20 protein-coding genes are annotated in these 18593 nt (G+C 66.4%); 9 read left to right on the plus strand and 11 right to left on the minus strand.

Translation table 11 applies throughout. The features are described 5' to 3' along the window. Window positions 1-12: 12 nt before the first annotated feature. Window positions 13-360 (minus strand): helix-turn-helix transcriptional regulator, encoded by a 348-nt coding sequence (locus tag A5724_RS00590; RefSeq protein WP_067794488.1) that lies wholly within the window; start codon window positions 358-360, stop codon window positions 13-15. A gap of 100 nt (window positions 361-460) precedes the next feature. Here A5724_RS00590 and A5724_RS00595 point away from each other — a divergent pair, with 100 nt between their 5' ends. From A5724_RS00595 to mmsB, 7 genes are all read left to right on the plus strand, one after another. Beyond that, window positions 461-880 carry an Hsp20/alpha crystallin family protein gene (locus A5724_RS00595; RefSeq protein WP_067794489.1) on the plus strand — a complete coding sequence of 140 codons (420 nt, stop codon included), beginning with the start codon at window positions 461-463 and terminating at the stop codon, window positions 878-880. 240 nt (window positions 881-1120) lie between these two features. After that, window positions 1121-1384: a J domain-containing protein gene (locus A5724_RS00600; RefSeq protein ID WP_067794491.1), complete on the plus strand. Its 264-nt coding sequence runs from the start codon at window positions 1121-1123 to the stop codon at window positions 1382-1384. Window positions 1385-1407: 23 nt separating this feature from the next. Next, the gene (gene rfbB, locus A5724_RS00605) at window positions 1408-2394 is read left to right on the plus strand and encodes a dTDP-glucose 4,6-dehydratase (protein ID WP_067794493.1); all 987 of its coding nucleotides are present in this window, start codon (window positions 1408-1410) and stop codon (window positions 2392-2394) included. Continuing rightward, window positions 2391-2993, plus strand: coding sequence for a dTDP-4-dehydrorhamnose 3,5-epimerase (gene rfbC, locus A5724_RS00610; protein ID WP_067794495.1), 603 nt, complete (start codon window positions 2391-2393; stop codon window positions 2991-2993). Before rfbB ends, rfbC begins: the two co-directional genes overlap by 4 nt. 109 nt (window positions 2994-3102) lie before the next feature. Then, window positions 3103-4620 carry a CoA-acylating methylmalonate-semialdehyde dehydrogenase gene (locus tag A5724_RS00615; RefSeq protein ID WP_067794497.1) on the plus strand — a complete coding sequence of 506 codons (1518 nt, stop codon included), beginning with the start codon at window positions 3103-3105 and terminating at the stop codon, window positions 4618-4620. Continuing rightward, complete coding sequence (locus A5724_RS00620) at window positions 4621-5787, plus strand: acyl-CoA dehydrogenase family protein (RefSeq protein ID WP_067794499.1); 1167 nt, start codon at window positions 4621-4623, stop codon at window positions 5785-5787. 8 nt (window positions 5788-5795) lie between these two features. Beyond that, window positions 5796-6668 carry a 3-hydroxyisobutyrate dehydrogenase gene (gene mmsB, locus A5724_RS00625; RefSeq protein WP_067794501.1) on the plus strand — a complete coding sequence of 291 codons (873 nt, stop codon included), beginning with the start codon at window positions 5796-5798 and terminating at the stop codon, window positions 6666-6668. Here mmsB and A5724_RS00630 read toward each other — a convergent pair. The 3 genes from A5724_RS00630 to A5724_RS00640 form a co-directional block, all read right to left on the minus strand. Further along, entirely contained in the window at window positions 6665-8104 is a 1440-nt protein-coding gene (locus A5724_RS00630) for an HNH endonuclease signature motif containing protein (RefSeq protein WP_067794505.1), read from the minus strand. The two genes, mmsB and A5724_RS00630, sit on opposite strands and share 4 nt — an antisense overlap. 187 nt (window positions 8105-8291) lie before the next feature. Continuing rightward, window positions 8292-9518, minus strand: a complete 1227-nt coding sequence (locus A5724_RS00635; RefSeq protein ID WP_067794508.1) for a serine hydrolase domain-containing protein — start codon at window positions 9516-9518, stop codon at window positions 8292-8294. 48 nt (window positions 9519-9566) lie between these two features. Then, complete coding sequence (locus A5724_RS00640) at window positions 9567-10373, minus strand: HAD family hydrolase (protein ID WP_067794512.1); 807 nt, start codon at window positions 10371-10373, stop codon at window positions 9567-9569. Window positions 10374-10479: 106 nt separating this feature from the next. Between A5724_RS00640 and A5724_RS00645 the strand changes: the two genes are divergently transcribed. After that, window positions 10480-11145 carry a response regulator transcription factor gene (locus A5724_RS00645; protein ID WP_067794515.1) on the plus strand — a complete coding sequence of 222 codons (666 nt, stop codon included), beginning with the start codon at window positions 10480-10482 and terminating at the stop codon, window positions 11143-11145. Continuing rightward, window positions 11142-12365, plus strand: a complete 1224-nt coding sequence (locus tag A5724_RS00650; RefSeq protein ID WP_067794518.1) for a GAF domain-containing sensor histidine kinase — start codon at window positions 11142-11144, stop codon at window positions 12363-12365. Before A5724_RS00645 ends, A5724_RS00650 begins: the two co-directional genes overlap by 4 nt. Here A5724_RS00650 and A5724_RS00655 read toward each other — a convergent pair. The 7 genes from A5724_RS00655 to A5724_RS00685 form a co-directional block, all read right to left on the minus strand. Then, window positions 12362-12865 carry a MarR family winged helix-turn-helix transcriptional regulator gene (locus tag A5724_RS00655; RefSeq protein ID WP_067794521.1) on the minus strand — a complete coding sequence of 168 codons (504 nt, stop codon included), beginning with the start codon at window positions 12863-12865 and terminating at the stop codon, window positions 12362-12364. The two genes, A5724_RS00650 and A5724_RS00655, sit on opposite strands and share 4 nt — an antisense overlap. Before the next feature lie 22 nt (window positions 12866-12887). Then, window positions 12888-13925, minus strand: coding sequence for a histidinol-phosphate transaminase (locus tag A5724_RS00660; RefSeq protein ID WP_067794658.1), 1038 nt, complete (start codon window positions 13923-13925; stop codon window positions 12888-12890). Then, window positions 13925-14932 carry a 3-oxoacyl-ACP synthase III family protein gene (locus tag A5724_RS00665; protein WP_067794524.1) on the minus strand — a complete coding sequence of 336 codons (1008 nt, stop codon included), beginning with the start codon at window positions 14930-14932 and terminating at the stop codon, window positions 13925-13927. Before A5724_RS00665 ends, A5724_RS00660 begins: the two co-directional genes overlap by 1 nt. A 7-nt stretch (window positions 14933-14939) precedes the next feature. Continuing rightward, window positions 14940-15605 carry a hypothetical protein gene (locus A5724_RS00670; protein ID WP_067794527.1) on the minus strand — a complete coding sequence of 222 codons (666 nt, stop codon included), beginning with the start codon at window positions 15603-15605 and terminating at the stop codon, window positions 14940-14942. After that, window positions 15586-17241, minus strand: a complete 1656-nt coding sequence (locus tag A5724_RS00675) for a thiamine pyrophosphate-binding protein (RefSeq protein WP_067794530.1) — start codon at window positions 17239-17241, stop codon at window positions 15586-15588. Before A5724_RS00675 ends, A5724_RS00670 begins: the two co-directional genes overlap by 20 nt. Window positions 17242-17315: 74 nt before the next feature. After that, window positions 17316-18056 (minus strand): anti-sigma factor, encoded by a 741-nt coding sequence (locus A5724_RS00680; RefSeq protein ID WP_067794533.1) that lies wholly within the window; start codon window positions 18054-18056, stop codon window positions 17316-17318. Beyond that, window positions 18053-18547, minus strand: a complete 495-nt coding sequence (locus A5724_RS00685; protein ID WP_232004651.1) for a sigma-70 family RNA polymerase sigma factor — start codon at window positions 18545-18547, stop codon at window positions 18053-18055. Before A5724_RS00685 ends, A5724_RS00680 begins: the two co-directional genes overlap by 4 nt. Window positions 18548-18593 lie beyond the last annotated feature (46 nt).

Below are 18593 nucleotides of genomic sequence, written 5' to 3' on the forward strand. Positions count from 1 at the left end.
GCTCTTCAGCCGCTAGGACTGTTCGGCTTGCAGCGAGGCGACTCGCGCCTCGAGTCTGGCGTTGACGGCCTCCAAGGCCGCGTTGCGTGCTTCCAAGTCGAGGATGCGCGCAACAGCGGCCAGGTTGACCCCGTCGTCGGTGAGTTCGGTGATCCGCTGCAGGGTGGCGAGGTCGTGATCGCTGTAGCGGCGCGTGCCGCCCTCGGTCCGTTGGGGGCTGAGGAGGCCGTGGCGCTCGTAGAGGCGAAGGGTCTGGGGGCCAAGACCGGACAATTCCGCGGTGACCGAGATGCCGTACACCGCCCGCAGCGATCCGCTATCCGGCCTCTCACGTCCGGTGCTCGCCGCGGTTTCAGCCATGTGCGGTTTCTCCCTTGCCAAAATGCCTCTCCAGTGCTATCACAAATCTATAGCAGAAGACATAGATCTGGCGCATCCGAGTTAGTGGGAGGTGGACAGAATGTTGATGCGCACGGACCCATTCCGCGAATTCGACCGTTGGACACGGCAAGTGCTGGGCACGGCAGCGCAACCGGCGGTGATGCCGATGGACGCCTGGCGCGAAGATGACCACTTCGTCGTCGAGTTCGACCTTCCAGGTGTTGAGCCCGACTCTCTCGACCTCGACGTGGAGCGTCACGTCCTGACAGTGCGTGCGCAGCGGTCGCCGCTCAATCCAGACAGGGAAATGGCCGCCGCCGAACGGCCGCGCGGCGTGTTCAGTCGCCAGTTGTTCCTCGCCGAGAACCTCGACACCGATCGGATCGAGGCGAGCTATCACGATGGCGTGCTGCGGTTGAGCATTCCGGTTGCCGACCACGCCAAGCCACGGCGCATTGAAGTCAACCGCAGTGACGAAAAGCGGCCGATCAGCGCATAGTCGGCCGGCAGGACAGCGATGCGACGCATAGGAGGTGATGCACTGAGGAGCACCACAGATTCGCACAAAACCTTTGTGCTAGAAGACTTCCGAGCATAGCGAGGTCGTCGTCATCTGAAGAGACGGACGCGACCCAGCGATAGTGGCGCGGACCTTCTGGCACCTTGTTTGTCTGTCGGCGGACCCCGGCCTGTTTCACGATTCGCCGGGGCCCGCCCCACAGCGCAGAAGAGTGAAAGCATGGATGACAGCGCCTTCGACCCGTATGCCGTCCTGGGTGTCCCGGCTACTGCCAGCCAGGAGCAGATCAACCATGCCTATCGCCGCAAACTGCGGGCCCTGCACCCCGATGCAAGAGACGCCGCGCTGCCGGCGGATCCGGCCGCGGACGACGAGCTTCGACGAATCATGGCCGCCTACGCGGCATTGCGCACGCGGCCGACCGATCGGATACCGCGTTCCGGCCCTGTCCGCATACCGGTCAGGCACGGCCGCCCACGCTGACGAGGCCCGCTAGGGTTCTACCCATGCGGTTGCTGGTCACCGGGGGGGCGGGTTTCATCGGCGCGAACTTCGTTCACGCTGCTGCCCGGGAAAATGCGGTGACGGTTCTCGACGCGCTGACGTATGCGGGTAGCCGCGAATCACTGGCGCAGGTCGAAGACGACATCCGCCTGGTCCAAGGCGACATCACCGATGCCGAGTTGGTGTCCAAGCTCGTCGCCGAGTCTGACGCCGTCGTGCACTTCGCCGCGGAGACCCACGTCGACAATGCGCTTGCCGATCCCGAGCCGTTCGTGCACACCAACGTCGTCGGCACCTTCACGATTCTGGAGGCGGTGCGCCACCACGGTGTCCGTCTTCACCACGTGTCGACCGACGAGGTCTACGGCGACCTGGAATTGAATTCGGCGCAACGGTTTACCGAATCGACGCCGTACAACCCGTCCAGCCCGTACTCGTCGACCAAAGCCGGGGCCGACTTGCTGGTGCGCGCGTGGGTGCGGTCCTACGGGGTGGCTGCGACCATCTCGAACTGCTCCAACAACTACGGGCCATATCAGCACGTGGAGAAGTTCATCCCCAGGCAGATCACCAATGTGTTGTCCGGGCGACGGCCCAAGTTGTACGGCACCGGCGCCAATGTCCGGGACTGGATCCATGTCGAGGACCACAACAGCGCGGTTTGGCGAATCCTGACCGACGGGCAGATCGGCCGAACGTATCTGATTGGCGCAGAAGGGGAACGAGACAACTTGTCGGTGATGCAGACGATCCTGCGACTGATGGGCCGCGATCCCGACGATTTCGACCACGTCACCGATCGCGCAGGACACGACCTGCGGTACGCGATCGATGCGACACCGCTGTACTCCGAACTCGGCTGGAGCCCGGAGCACACCGACTTCGAGGAGGGCCTGAAGGCCACCATCGGCTGGTATCGCGACAACGAATCCTGGTGGCGGCCACTCAAAGACGCCGTCGAGGCCGGTTACGAGGAGCGGGGTCAGTGAAGGTTCGCGAACTGTCTGTCCCCGGCGCCTGGGAGATCGCGCCGCAGGTGCACACTGACTCGCGTGGGCTGTTCTTCGAATGGTTCACCGACTCGACGTTCACCGAGTTCGCCGGGCACCGCCTGGATCTGCGGCAGGCCAACTGCTCGGTGTCCGCGGCAGGTGTACTGCGCGGGGTGCATTTCGCGCAGCTTCCACCGAGCCAGGCCAAGTACGTGACCTGCCTGTCCGGATCGGTGTTCGACGTGGTGGTCGACATTCGGGTGGGTTCGCCCACCTTCGGCAAATGGGACGCCGTGGTGCTGGACCCGCGCGAGCATCGCTCGATCTACCTGTCCGAGGGCCTGGGCCACGCGTTCCTCGCTCTCGAGGACGACTCCACGGTGATGTACCTGTGCTCGGCCGACTATGCGCCGGGCCGCGAGCACACCATCAATGCGCTCGACCCGGCGTTCGACATCGCGTGGCCTGCGGTCGACGGCGAACCGATCATGTCTGACCGCGACCGTGCGGCTCCGTCGCTGGCGGAGGTGCGGGCGGCGGGTCTGCTTCCCACCTGGGACGACACCCAGAATTTCATCGCCGACCTGCGTCGATAGCCGCCGCCGCCGGACGAAAACCTGCCCTACACCGAGGGGCCTTGCACACAGCGAGATGCCGATACTAGGATATCCTAGTATTCAGCCATTCGGGGCGAGGGACAAACTCATGACCACACAGATTTCGCACTTCATCAATGGCAAGCGCACGGCGGGCCAGTCCACGCGCACCGCCGATGTGATGAACCCCAGCACCGGTGCGGTGCAGGCCAAGGTGCCGATGGCCTCGGCAGCCGATGTGGACGCCGCCGTCGCAGGCGCGGCCGAGGCGCAGAAGGAGTGGGCGGCGTGGAATCCGCAGCGCCGGGCCCGCGTACTGATGCGCTTCATCGACCTGGTCAACCAGAACGTCGACGAGTTGGCCGAAACGCTGTCGCTCGAGCACGGCAAGACGGTCGCCGACTCCAAGGGCGATATCCAGCGCGGCATCGAGGTCATCGAGTTCGCGACCGGCATCCCACACCTGAGCAAGGGTGAGTACACCGAGGGCGCGGGCCCCGGCATCGATGTGTACTCGATGCGTCAGCCGCTCGGTGTGGTCGCGGGCATCACGCCGTTCAACTTCCCGGCGATGATCCCGCTGTGGAAGGCGGGGCCTGCGCTGGCGTGCGGCAACGCATTTATCCTCAAGCCCAGCGAGCGTGACCCGTCGGTGCCGGTGCGGTTGGCGGAGTTGTTCCTCGAGGCAGGCCTCCCGCCGGGGGTCTTCCAGGTGGTGCACGGCGACAAGGAGGCCGTCGATGCGATCCTCGAGCATCCGGTGATCCAGGCCGTCGGCTTCGTCGGCAGCTCCGATATCGCGCAGTACATCTACTCCGGCGCGGCCGCCAACGGCAAGCGGGCGCAGTGCTTCGGCGGTGCGAAGAACCACATGATCGTGATGCCCGACGCCGACATGGACAACGCGGTCGACGCGTTGATCGGCGCGGGCTATGGCAGCGCCGGCGAGCGTTGCATGGCGATCAGCGTTGCCGTTCCGGTGGGTGAGCAGACCGCAGACCGGTTGCGCGCCAGGCTGATCGAGCGGGTGAACGGACTGCGTGTCGGCCACAGCCTCGATCCGAAGGCCGACTACGGTCCACTGGTCACCGAGGCCGCGCTGGCCCGAGTGAAGGACTACATCGCCCAGGGCATCGAGGCGGGCGCCGAGGCCGTCGTCGACGGGCGCGAACGCGCCAGCGACGACCTGCAATTCGGCGACGACAGCCTCGAGGGCGGCTACTTCATCGGCCCGACCCTGTTCGACCACGTCACCCCCGACATGTCGATCTACACCGACGAGATCTTCGGGCCGGTGCTGTGCATCGTGCGGGCCAACGACTACGAAGAGGCGCTGCGCCTGCCCACCGAGCACGAATACGGCAACGGTGTCGCAATTTTCACTCGCGACGGTGACACCGCGCGTGACTTCGTATCCCGGGTCCAGGTCGGCATGGTCGGCGTGAACGTGCCCATTCCGGTGCCGGTGGCTTACCACACCTTCGGCGGTTGGAAGCGGTCCGGATTCGGCGACCTCAACCAGCATGGGCCGTCGTCGATCATGTTCTACACCAAGACCAAGACGGTGACGCAGCGCTGGCCGGCGGGCAGCCACGGCGCGGAGTTCGTCATCCCGACCATGAAGTAAATGGACTACTTCGGGCTGGACGACGACGAACGCGTGATCGCCGAGACGGCGGCCGCGTTCGCCGAGAAGCGCCTCGCGCCATACGCATTGGAGTGGGACGAGAAACATCACTTCCCCACCGACGTATTGCGTGAGGCCGCCGAACTCGGCATGGCGGCCATCTACTGCCGCGACGACGTCGGCGGCAGCGAGTTGCGCCGACTCGACGCGGTGCGCATCTTCGAGGAACTCGCGAAGGCCGATCCGACCATCGCGGCGTTCCTGTCGATTCACAACATGTGCGCCTGGATGGTCGACACGTTCGGCACCGATGCCCAGCGTAAATCCTGGGTGCCGCGGATGGCTTCGATGGAGGCGATCGCCTCCTACTGCCTGACCGAACCAGGCGCGGGCTCCGATGCCAGCGCGTTGCGCACCAAGGCGGTCCGCGAAGGCGGGGACTACGTCATCGACGGCGTCAAGCAGTTCATCTCCGGCGCAGGGACATCCGACGTCTACGTGGTGATGGCCCGCACCGGCGCTGATGGTCCGCGCGGCATCTCGGCGTTCGTCGTCGAAAAGGGCACGCCTGGGCTGAGTTTCGGCGCCGACGAGCAGAAGATGGGTTGGAACGCGCAGCCGACGGCGCAGGTCGTCTTCGAAGGTGTGCGGGTACCTGCGGACGCAATGCTCGGTGGCGCCGAGGGCGAGGGCACCGGGTTCGGCATCGCGATGAACGGGCTCAACGGCGGGCGGATCAACATCGCCGCCTGTTCGCTCGGCGGTGCCCAGGCCGCGTATGACAAGGCGTCGAGCTATCTGGCGGACCGCCAGGCCTTCGGTGGCTCGCTGCTCGACGAACCCACCATCAGGTTCACCCTGGCCGACATGGCCACCGCGTTGCAGGCGTCGCGCACCTTGTTGTGGCGCGCGGCGACCGCATTGGACAACAACCACCCGGAGAAGGTCGAGTTGTGCGCGATGGCCAAGCGCTACGTCACCGACTCCTGCTTCGACGTGGCCGACCAGGCGCTGCAGTTGCACGGCGGCTACGGCTATCTGCGTGAGTACGGATTGGAGAAGATCGTCCGCGATCTTCGTGTGCACCGAATCCTCGAGGGAACCAACGAAATCATGCGTGTGGTCATCGGTCGGGCCGCGGCGGCCCGGGCCCGCGCGTCCGCGTAAGGAGAAGCATGAACATCGCGTTCTTGGGGTTGGGCCACATGGGCGGCCCGATGGCGGCGAACCTCGTCGCGGCCGGGCACACCGTGCGTGCCTTCGATCCGGTGGCCGCGCTCAAGGATGCCGCCGCCGAGGCGGGCGCGCAGGTCTTCGACAGCGGCGCCGAGGCGGTAGCGGAGGCCGACGTGGTGATCACGTCGTTGCCCAATGGCGCCATCGTGAAGTCGGTGTACGCCGAGGTACTGTCTGCCGCCCGTGCGGGCGCGCTGTTCATCGACACCTCGACCATCTCCGTTGACGACGCCCGTGACATTCACAAGCAGGCGACCGACCGCGGCCTGGCCCAACTCGACGCCCCGGTCTCCGGCGGCGTGAAGGGGGCGACGGCGGGAACGCTGGCGTTCATGGTCGGCGGTGAGGACGAGGCCGTGGAGCGCGCACGGCCCGTGCTGGAGCCGTTGGCGGGCAAGATCATTCACTGTGGGGCCTCGGGCACCGGCCAGGCCGCCAAGCTGTGCAACAACATGGTGTTAGCTGTGCAGCAGATCGTGGCGGGCGAGGCGTTCGTGCTGGCCGAGAAGTTGGGGCTGTCCGCGCAGTCGCTGTTCGACGTGATCACCGGCGCAACGGGCAACTGCTGGGCCATCCACACGAATTGCCCTGTGCCGGGGCCGGTTCCGACGTCGCCGGCGAACAACGACTTCAAGCCCGGCTTCGCGACCGCGTTGATGAACAAGGACATCGGGTTGGCCATGGACGCGGTGAAGTCGACCGGTTCGTCGGCGCCGCTGGGCAGCCACGCCGCCGAGATCTACGCCAAGTTCGCCGCCGACCACGCAGACAAGGACTTCAGCGCCGTCATCGAAATGATCCGCGGAGGCTAGAACGGCGCGGACGCTTGGTTGCGCGCGCGTTCGGCCTTGACCCATGCGGCGTATTCGGCGGCTCGGGTGCGACGCCGTCTGGGCATCATCAGGCCGCGGTCACCGGTGTTCGGTACCACGATCGACGGTGGAGGCAGGTCGGCGGTCGTGATATCCCAAGTCTCGAAGAACAATCGGCTGCCCGGTTTGGTGATGTACTTCCTGCCGCTGGGCGAAATCCATATCACCGTGCCGTCAGGCAACTGAATGTCACGCCATCCGCCGAATGTCTTCATCAGATGGTTGGTTCGACACAGGCATTTGAGGTTCGACGCGTGGGTCGGCCCAATCGGATGAGGGATGGTGTGATCGATGTCGCAGCGATCCGCCGGTACGTCGCAGCCGGGTGCGCGGCAGTACAGATCTCGCATCCGGACGAATTCGGCCAACTCCGCCGACGGTCGATAGTGCGGTTCCGGTTCCTCGCTGGGCAAAAAGATCGGCCGGACCTTGGCGCCGTCGCGGATCAGCTGCGCCAGCACCGATGTGGGCACGACGCCCTCCCCGACGATCAGCGCCGGGGCCGACGCAGCTGTGCTTTCCTGCTTTTCGCCCTCGGCCACCGTTACGTCGTTAGCCGACGCGGTCGCCGCCTCCACCGTTGACTGTTCCGCCAAGACCCGGATCACGACGTTGGAGGAACTCGGTACGTCACGTGCCGGGCATGTCGGCGAACCGCATTGGCACGCCAGACGTGAATTGCCGGTGACGATGGCGCCCGCTGCGTCCGAGCGGCGTTCTCCCATGGAGCGAGGATCGTTTTCACAGACTCCCTGAATCATCTGCGCGACACGGCGTTTGAGCACCGCCGCGTGCGGGGTCAACAGCCGGCCCCACACCGAGGTGGTTTCGGCCGGATCGTCGAGATCTCCGACCACGAAGTCCCTGGTGCGCGTGGATGATTCCGAGCGGCGCACGGCGGCAGGATCGAATCGGAAGATCCACGCGTCGATTGCCTGATCGAGTCGTTCCTCCGAGAGCGGACCCCATTTGGTCGCTCCCTCCGCAACGGCGGCGTCGATGAGGGCCAACGCATCGGGGTCTTCCACCAGTTGGGTGCGCCACGTGATCGCCGAAACCACCCGTGAGCTGACCGCGCCCTGCACATACAGCGCCGCGACACGGGGAAGACGGTCACGCAGCGCGACCGCGATGCGCATCTGCGCCGACGCGCGGCGATGCCCGACCGTCATCGCCGCCGCCACCTCGGCGGCCGCTGACGCCCAGCCGTCGAACACCCATTTAGCACGCTCGTCGTCGTCATCGACTCGGCGACGGGCGAGCTCGGCGATGGCGGCCAGCCGACGAGCCCCGGCGGCAGCTTCCGCACGCGCACCCTCCTCGATGGCGGCGACGACCGTCGCGTCATCCGCCGTCGAGAATTCCGAGTCGAACATACTTTTGATTATGCCCATCGCGACCGACGGGCGAGAAAGTTATCCACAGGCGCGGATTCATCCACAGATTCGGTCCCGCAACACATTTGGACTTGACACGCCGACCGCTCTGGCGTCCTGGGGCGAGATCACCACACGCGCCGAACTCGGCGTGCGCTTGGGTCCGGACCCGCGCTGAGACGACAGTTCAGCGCTGCGGCCGTACCCCGAGCACGTCGCGAAACAGTGCCTGACGCAGGTCGAGTTCACGCGGATCACTGAACGGATACACGTTCATCCGGTTCATCAGGTAGGCGAACCCGACTCCGGTGTCCGGGTCGGCGAACGCGAAAGACCCTCCCGCGCCGGGTGTTCCGAACGCGGTGCTCGACGACCCGAACGCCCACTCCGCGGTCGGCTTGTTGAAACCCAGCACATACGACGTGTCGGCCCCGCCCACGAAGTCACGGGCCCCGCCGGTAGGCATGACTGCGCGCCGCTTCAACGCGTCCACCACGCGGGGCGTCAGCCCCAACTCCGCACCACCGGTGGCAGCGGCACCGTACAGCTTGGCGAGCGACCGCGCGGTACCGGTGCCGTTGCCTGCCGGTATCTCGAGCGCACGTATCTCGTCGCTGTTGATGTCGACGTCCTCGTAGCCCTCGGCGAGCGCGATGGCCCGCTTACCCAAACCGAACGGGTTCACCAAAGAGAACATTTGACGCGGCGACAGCTTCACCAGTTGCCGCAGCGCCGCGATTTTTCTCGGCGTAACCATGTCGGCCACCCGGTCGCGGCCGATGTCGGACGGCAACCCGATGTAGAAGTCCAACTCGTGAGGTTGCGCGATCTCCTGGTCGAAGAACTGCGCGATGGTGCGGCCCTGCGCATCGGTCTGGCGGATCAGTTCCGACGCATACCACCCGAATGTCAGCGCGTGGTAGCCGTGCCGCGTGCCGGGCGTCCACAGCGGGGCCTGTGCCGCGAGTTTCGCCGACATCGCCGCCGGGTTCGTGAGGTCGGCGAAGGTCAGCGGTGGATCGATGACGACGAGGCCGGCCTGATGAGATAGCAACTGCCGCACGGTGATTGCGCCCTTGCCCGCCTGGGCGAAGTCGGGCCAGTAGTCGGCGACCCTGGCGTCGTAGTCGATCAACCCACGCGATGCCGCCAACGCGACGGTCAGCGCGGAGACACCCTTGGTGGCCGAGAACACCGTGACCAGGGTGTCGCGCTCCCACGGCGCCCTCGTGGTCGCGACGCGGTAGCCGCCCCACAGGTCGACGACCTTGCGACCATCGCGGTACACCGCGACCGCGGCACCGAACTCGCGACCGCTCTGCAGGTTGCGGCGGAACGCGTCGGCGACTTTCCCGTAGCCCTCGTCCGTGTCACCACCGATGAGTCCGGGTGAGATCTTGATTTTGGCAGCCATATGAGCGCGAATAGTAATCGCGCCGGCTGTGCGCGCCCGTTTGCGAGGCTAGGCAGCGGACTTCTTGTGAGCGGCCCACCAGCTGCTGTGCAGGCGTTGGCATTCCGCGACGGACAGCGGCGAGTCGCCGGTGTAGTCGCTGCGGACCGCGACCGCCGCAGGGATGTCCGGGGTGCCGTCGCCGGTGATGACCACGCTGGCCAGACCAGCGCATGTCGCCGAACGCAGACCCGACGCCGACCCGGTGACGGCCAACGCGTTCTCGGCGGATATCCCGAGCTCCCACAGCGCACTCTGGAATGCCTCGCGGTCCGGTACCGGTTTCTTCACGTCGTCGGCGGTCACTACCGTCTCCACCAGCCCGTCGCCGACGAGTTGCCGGATCAGCGGCTCCGCCCAGCTGCGCGCGCCGTTGGCGATGACGCCCACCCAGACACCCGCTGCGAATGCGTCCATCACGAGGTCGACGAGGCCCGGTCGGGGCGCCAGGTCGGCGTCGTGGATCAACTCGTCGAACATGATCGTCTTGGTCGCGTAGATCTCGTCGGCGAGCAACTCGGTCAACACGTCGGATTCGGTCGCGATGCCGCGCTTGCGAAGCTCCGCCGACACGCGCTGCCGCTCGTCAGGAAGGGCCAGCAGCTGCCGGTAGCGGCCCACCGACCACTCGACGTCAAGGCCGTGCGCCGCGAATGCGGCGTTGAACGCCACGCGGTGACCGTCGCATTCAATGTCGGTCAGGGCGTCGAGGTCAAAGATCACGGCGCGCAGCGGATACACCGCACTTCGCGCGGGCGCGCTGGCATCCCACCAGAAGCGACCCGCGCGCCATGATTTCTCCTGGGTCATAGGCATGCGGATAGGGTGGCCCACATCACAGGCATCAGTCGTCCCCCAATTGGGGGATCGGGCAGGCCAAGATGTTCTACCTCAGGAAAAATCCCAGCTCTAAGGTGGTGCCATGGCTTCCAACGGGGCTCCCGTCCGGCTTGTGCTGGTCGATGACCACGAAATGGTCATCGAGGGTCTCAAGGCGATGCTCGCGGCGTTCTCCGACCGGGTCGAGGTGGTCGGCCAGGCCGTCGGCGCTGAGCGGGCGCTCAGCGTCATCCAGGAACTCGACCCCGATATCGTGCTGTGCGACGTGCGCATGCAGGGGGCCAGCGGTCTGGATCTGTGCCTGGAACTCCGCGAGAGTGACCCGAAGCGCAAGGTCGTGATGCTGTCGGTGTACGACGACGAGCAGTACCTGTTCCAGGCGTTGCGCGTCGGCGCGTCGGGCTATCTGCTCAAGAGCATCAGCAGCGACGAACTCGTCCGCCAGCTGGAATTCGTGCACAGCGGTGAGACGGCGATCGATCCGGGGATGGCGGCGCGGGCCGTCGACACCGCGGCGAGGTTGCAGCGCGACGAGTTCTGGCCCGGCGCGCGGCAGGGCCTGACCCAGCGCGAGAGCGAGATCCTCTCGTTCGTCGTCAACGGGCTGTCCAACCGGGCCATCGCCACCAAGTTGGTGATCGGCGACGAGACCGTGAAGTCGCATCTGCGGTCGATCTACCGCAAGCTCGGCGTCAGCGACCGCACCGGCGCCGTCGCGACCGCACTGCGCGAGGGGATCTACCAGTGAAACCTCGGCCGCCCAACGCCGTTCGCGATCTCGTCGATGCCGACCGCGAACTCGCTCTGCTGCGCGAACTGATCCAGGCCGCGTCGAAGGGACCCGGTGTCGAGCCGCTGGCCGCCGCTGCGGCCAGGATGATCACCGCCGCCACCGCAAGCGACGTTTGCTTCGTGCACGTGCTCGACGACAGCGACCGGTCGCTGACGCTCGCCGGGGCGACGCCGCCCTTCGACGCGGCGGTCGGCCAGGTGCGGCTGCCGCTTGGGCAGGGCATTTCGGGGTGGGTGGCCAGTCACCGTGAGCCCGTGGTGATCAGTCACGACAAGGAAGCCGACCCGCGGTACATGCCGTTCGAGTCGTTGCGCGGCAAGGACTTCACATCGATGGTGTCGGTGCCGATGGAGACCGATCCGGGCGGGCTGGTCGGCGTGCTCAACGTGCACACCGTCGAACGGCGTGAGTTCACCGAACGCGACGTCGAACTCCTGCTGGTGATCGGCCGCCTGATCGCGGGCGCGCTGCATCAGGCGCGGCTGCACCGGCAGCTGGTGGCCCGCGAGCGCGCGCACGAGAACTTCGTCGAGCAGGTCATCGAGGCGCAGGAGATCGAGCGGCGCAGGCTCGCGGGCGACATCCACGACGGCATCTCGCAGCGTCTGGTCACACTGTCCTACCGACTGGACGCGGCCACTCGAGCCGTCGACGACCTCGAGATGATGACCGAACAGTTGAGCAAGGCCCGCGAATTGGTCGACCTGACACTGCAGGAAGCACGTGCCGCGATCAGCGGCCTGCGGCCGCCGGTGCTCGACGACCTCGGGTTGTCCGGCGGGCTGGCCAGCCTGGCCGGCTCGATCCCGCAGATCGACATCGAGGTCGACCTCGCCGACACCCGACTGCCCGACCACATCGAGTTGGCGCTGTACCGGATCGCGCAGGAATGCCTGCAGAACGTGGTCAAGCACGCCAACGCCAAGCGCACGCGGCTCACCTTCGTCGTCACAAGCGACACCGCCCGCCTCGAAATCGTCGACGACGGAATCGGTTTCGACACCTTCGAGCATCCGCTTGGCGGCGACGAGATGGGTGGGTACGGGCTGCTGTCGATGGCCGAACGCGCCGAGATCGTCGGCGGCAGGCTGAACATCCGATCGCGGCCGGGATCGGGAACGGCTGTGACGGCGATCATTCCGCTGCCCCCGCGCGACGAGCCAGGCCCCCACTAGAAGTCGCCGGAGTTACGGCGCAATGTCTCAATCGAATCCGCGAGTGCCCGTGACTGCTCGTCGGACATGCCGATATCGGCGAACACCTCGTTGTTCAGCGTGACGGTGGCGTCCTCGACCGTCGAGCGGCCGAGGTCGGTGATCTGGACCAGCGTGGTGCGGCCGTCGGTGGGGTGCGGTATCCGCTCGACCAGCCCGTCGGCCTCCAGTCGTCGGATCGCGTGGGTGACGCTGGTGACGTGCACCTGCAACCGATCGGAGGCCTTGGTGATCGGCAGCGCGCCTGAGCGGCTGAACGCCAGCAGCCGCAGCAGTTCGTAGCGCGAAAAACTCAAGTCGTACGGCCGCAGAGCCGTCTCGACGCGGGCCAGCAGGATCTGATGGGCCCGCATCACCGACGTCACGGCGACCATGCCGTCTGCGACGTCGCCCCAACCCGCCCGGTCCCAATTGGCGCGCGCCAGCGCGATCGGGTCACGCTTGTCGGATTCCGAGGGCACGCCCCTTCTTACCGCACGCCGGTCAGCGGCCGGCCAGCGGTGCCACGGCGGCGAGCACCGCACGGGTGGACTGTCGGTTGCCGACGGTGATCCGCGCGCCTCCGTCGGCGTAATGACGTACCTGTAAGCCCGTCCCCTCGAACACCTCCCGCCACGGCCGTCGCCACTTCGGCAGGTAGACGAAATTCGCGTGCGCGTCGGCGCTGTACACGCCCATCGACCTCAGCCGCATCCGTAGGTGTCGCCGTTCCGATGCGATCACCCGGATACGTTGCCGCAGCTGACTTTCCGCATCGTAAGAGGCGGCCACCGCGACCAGGCTCGCATTTCCGATGCCGAACGGGGCCTGCATCGCCCACAACCGGCGGGCCAGGTCCGCTGCGCAGAAGCCGTAGCCGACACGCAGCCCGGCTAGTCCGTATGCCTTCGAAAACGTACGCAACACTATGACATTCGGGTACCGCGCCACCAACGCGGGTGCGTCGATCCGATGCTCCGGCGACAGAAACTCGACGTACGCCTCGTCGAGCAGCACGACCGTGTCGGCAGGGACTCGGCGCAGGAACCGCTCGACGTCGGCGGCAGGCTCGAACGTACCGGTCGGATTGTGCGGTCGGCAGACCACCACGACTCGGGCGTCGGCGGCGGCGTCGGCCATCGTGTCGAGGTCGTGGTGGCCGTGGGCATCCAACGGTACGGTCACCGCTTCCAACCGCGCCATCTTCGCGAAGATCGGGTAGCCGTCGAAGGTCGGTGACGGCGTCACGATCTTCTCGCCGGGACTGGTGACCGCCTGCAGCACTTGCAGGATCACCCCGGTCGCTCCCGCGCCGATCACCACCTGCTCATCGCGTACGCCGACCCGCCCCGCGATCAGGGACCGCAACTTCTCGGGCAGGAACTCCGGATACCGGTTGGCCGCGTCGATCGACGCGATCAGCGCCGAGCGCACCGTTGGCAATGGCGGAAACGGATTCTCGTTGAGCGACAACGCCAGTGGGTCCAGCGCGGTGGGCAGCGCACCGACGGCTTCAGCCGCCTCGCGCTTGAGCGTGGCCATCAGCGGCCGCCCCACTTGACCGCGGCGGCGCCTGCGAAGTCGCCTGCGTGCGCGAACGCCGCCATCATCACGACGTCGCCTGCCTTCAGGGTGCCATCGGTGATGGCCCGATCAAGGTTGATCGGGATCCCTGCGCCGAACAGATTCCCACACTGGTCGAATGTGTCGACATGGCGCTCCTTGGGCAGTTCCAGCGCCTCGCGCCAGTTCCGCAGGAAGACCCGGTTGGGCTGATTGGTGACGAACACGTCAAGGTCCTTGGGCTGCATGCCGATTCGGTCGCACACCGCGTACGCGACCTCCGGCACCTGACGGTTGCCCCTGGCCAGCACCTTGGTGATCTTGCTCTCGGTGAAGCCGATGTAGCCCTCGCCCGGTCCCGGCTGCCACCACTTGCGCGGCGGATCGATCTCGATCGTCATGTCGCCTGCGAATTCGCCATAGGTGCGGCACTCGACGTCGAGGATCGGTGACTGGTCCGACAGCGTCACCAATCCGACGGCGGCGCCGTCGCCTGGCACCGAGGCCTGGGCCTTGCGCCGCACCGTCGGCTGGTCGAACACCTGACCCGCGGCGTTCTGCGCGATCGCGATCAGAGCGGTCCGCCCGGCACCCGTCGACAGCAACTGCTGGGCCATCTGCAATCCCAGCACGAACGCCGCGCATCCGCCGTTGTGGATGTCCAGCACCCAATTCGGTTTCATGCCAAGGCGATGCGCCATCCCACCGCCGCCACCATAGAACGGCATATCGGGCACCTGGGTGTGCGTGATCAGCACGTCGACGTTTGCGATGACGTCCTGACCGTGGCGCCCGATCAGTCCCGCGGCGGCGCGCTCCACCATGTCGATGGCCGTTTCGTCCTCGGCCACGTGATGGCGGAACTTCGGGGCACGGAACATCAGGTTGTCACGCAGGTCGTCGGAGTCGGCGAACTGGGCGTAATAGTCGGCGCCGAGAGGCTCACCGGGTAGATAAGTCGAAACATCTATCAGACTGACGGTCATCGCTTACTCACTTCATCCAGGCCGGTGTGACGGGCAGGCCGTTGCGGTGCCGGTACTCGGCGATCGCCTTGAGGTTCTTCAGTTCGAGCAGATGGCCGGCGCCGAACATGTCCCAGAAGTCGCCCACCCACACCGGACGCCCCGGCGGGGCGGTCTCCGGATAGGGGTTGCGGTCGTAGAACGGGTGGTGACAGTTCGTCCACAACACCACCGACCCCGGCTTGTCCAGGACGGTCTGCGCGTCCACGATCCGCATCAGATAAATCATCCAGAGGTGTTTGCCCTGATCCCATGCGCAGTGGTAGTCGACCGTTCCCGCGGCCTTGTTCGCCACGGTACGGGTGAAAATTCTTGTCTCCGAACCCAATCGGTCATACGCCAGCCACAGGCCGGGCTCCTCGGTCGTGGTGAAGCCGCGCAGGCTGTACGTCCACTCCTCGAGGCAGCGGGTGTCGGACATGTAGTCGAACAGTTCGTCCGGTGGGCAATCGATGTAGGTGTTGACGGTGCAGAACTCACCGAACACCTGATCGTGCGGGTAGACCGACCGCATCATCTCCATGATGATCGGGGTCGCCTTCTCCCGCGGCGCGGTCTCGATCCGGACCACGTCGTCGATCGGTTCGGCGGTGCCCCGGTGGGCGGTGATGTCGTCAAGTGCCGGCAGCGACATGGGAACGGCTCTCCTTCGGGGCGGGTGCGGTGAGAAAAGCTGCGAACGGCGGGATTTCGTCGGCGGAGCATTCGATGCTGACCACCGAGGGCCCGTCCGCGTCGAGTGCGGTGCGCAGTGCATCGGGCAGCGCGTCGATATCGTCGACGTCGACCGCGTGCAGGCCGGGGAACATCGCGGCCAGCCCGGCACCGAAGCGGCTTGGCCCGAAACGGTTGTAGCTGTACCGATCGCCGAAGAAGATCTGCTCGCGCGTCACGCACATCGCATGTGCATGGTTGTCGAAGATCAGGAACGTCACGGGAAGCCGATACTGCAGCGCGGTGTGAACCTCCATGCCGTGCATCAGGAAGGATCCGTCGCCTGCGATCACGATCGTTCGACGGCGGCGCCCGAAGGCCATGCCGAGGCCGGCACCGAAGCTGTATCCCATGCCGCCCATGCCGAGGGCGACGATGAACCGCCCGTCACGTCGGGCAGGCAGGTAGTGGATGGCCGACGCACCGATGTTTCCCGCGTCGACCACGATGTCGGTGCCGTCCGGAAGCGCCGCGTCCAACGTCGCCATCGCGTCGCGATACCTGACTCCGGGCCCAGTGAACGGTGGCGGCCGCAACTCGTCTCGCGGCGTTCGACTGGGCGGCGGCACACCCGGCTTCCCCGACAGCGCCGACGTCAGCAGGGGCAGCGTGGCGCGCAGATCGTCGGTGTGCACGTGCGGGCACGGCACGTAGGGCGCCGCCGACCCGATGGACAGCACCGGAACCGACGCCAGCGTCTGGTCCAGTCCCGCGCGCGCGGTCACGTTCATCCGGGTGCCCACCAGGAGGCACACCGCGCTGGCCGCGATGGCGTCGGCGAGACCTGGATGACCCATCACCCCGGCGACCAACGCTGAGTCTGCGACGTCCTTGGCGTCGGGCACCGTGGCTACCTGGGCGCGCAAGATCGCCCGTAGCGCTTCGAGTTCCGCGCGCGCGTCGTCGCGAGCCACCTGCTCACCCGCGATGATCGTGACGGGCCCGTCCGCACGTTGCAGCGCGGACGCGATCGCTGCCGGATCGCCGGGGGCACTCGCGGCCGGGACGGCGCGTGCCCCGTTGGCGCCCACCGCTGCCTGCTGAATGTCTTTGGGCAGCAACAAGACTGCGGGTCCTCCGGATCGCGCGGCCTCGATGGCGTCTGGCAGTGCGGTGACGATATCCTCTGGCCGGGTGACCCGTCGGCAGTACACGGACAGCGCGGAGAACAGTGCCTGCGCGTCCAGCGCCCCATTGCGGCCGCTGGTGTCCTGGAAAGAGCCGCGGCCGTCGAGGGTGGTCGGCGGCTGGCCTATCAGCGCCAGCACCGGAACTCGGCTGGCGAAGGCTTCGCCGAGTCCGGGCAACGTGTTCAGGCAGCCGCCGCCCGACGTCGCAGCCACCACGCCCAAGCCTGCGCCGCTGCGGCTGTACCCGTCAGCCATTGTGGCAGCGGAGAATTCGTGCTTGGCCAGGACCGCACTGATGTCGTCGCACAGGAACGCGGCGTCATAGACATCTTCGATGTTCGCGCCGTCGACACCGAAAATGTAATCGACGCCGCTCGCCGCCAGATGCGCGACGATGTGATCGACGACGCGATGCCTGCTGACCATCTCTCACTCGCTTCTCCCCCGACCTGCTAGTGACACGACTCACGATGGAGTTGGGTTCACTCGTCGGGCCGGACTCACAGCTGCGTTTCGAGAAGGACCTTTCCGTCATCGGGCGAAACCAGTTGCACCGCAGCGATATCGCCCTTCTGCATCGGTGTGGTCGCACTCGGCAGCGCGGTGGCGCCCGAAATCCCGAGCCATGTCGCCACCTGGGTGTGACTACCGTCGCGGCCCACCACGACCATGCCGAGATTCTGCGGAGGGGTGCTGCCGCTCTGGCCCCACTCGCCGTAGGAGCAGGCCATGTCGATGCGCGTGCCCCACCCGTAACCGGTCAAGGTGATCGAGGCGTTGATCGAAGTCTCCGACACCTTCGCCATCTCCAACGCCTGGGTGGTTTGTTGCGGCGGGGTGTTCTCCAGACCCAGGATCTCCGGACGAATGGCGATCACCGCCCCGACCGCCAGCAGCGCGGCGGCCAACCCGACCGCGGCCGACATCAGCCACCGGGACCGCCTGCGGCGCCACCGCACCTTGTCCAGGATCGAGTCGAGCACTTGCGGCCGCAGCGGCGGAGTCTCCGGCGCGTCCTCGTCCAACGCGCGCACGTCCTCGAGATCCAGCATCGCCAGCAGCGCGGGCACGCCGCTGATCTCGGCCACCGCCGAACGGCACCGCTCACAGGTTTCCAGGTGGGCCTCGTATTCACGACGTTCATTGCTCGTCAGTGAACCGAGGACATAGGCCGCGTCCCAGGTCACGTAGCGATCGCCGTCCAACAGATCACCGCCTAGGGGAAAACCGAATTGTGTCATCGTGTCACCCCCATCTCTTGCAGATTCAGCCGCAACGCCCGAACCGCGTAATGAAGCCGGGATTTCACCGTGCCTTCCGCGATCGACAGATCCTTGGCGATCTGTGCGGTCGTCCAACCCTGGTAGTAGGACCGGCGGATCACCGCGCGGTGCTCCTCGGACAACTGGCTCAAGGCGGTGCCGAGCAGCAGGCGGTCCAGGGCCGAGTCCACTTCGTCGGGTCCCGCACGGTCGGCGACCTGCTCGAGGTCTGGCGTGCCCGCCTCGTTGCGGTATCGCGCGCTGCGGCGCTCGTCGATGATCAGGTTGCGCGCGACGGTGAACAGCCACGCCCTTGCGGACCGCTCCACCTCGTCGGTCACCTCGGGATGACGCCACGCCCGAAGCAACGTCTCCTGGACCACGTCCTCGGCACGCGCTTGATCACCAGTCAGCCGCAGGGCATAGCGCCACAAAGCTGCGGCGTGCTCGTCGTATAGCACCCGCATCATGGCGGCTTCTGGATCGTCCACTACCAACCTCCGTATTGGATACGAC

It is taken from the genome of Mycobacterium sp. ACS1612 (genome assembly GCF_001667505.1).
Classification (GTDB): Bacteria; Actinomycetota; Actinomycetes; order Mycobacteriales; family Mycobacteriaceae; genus Mycobacterium.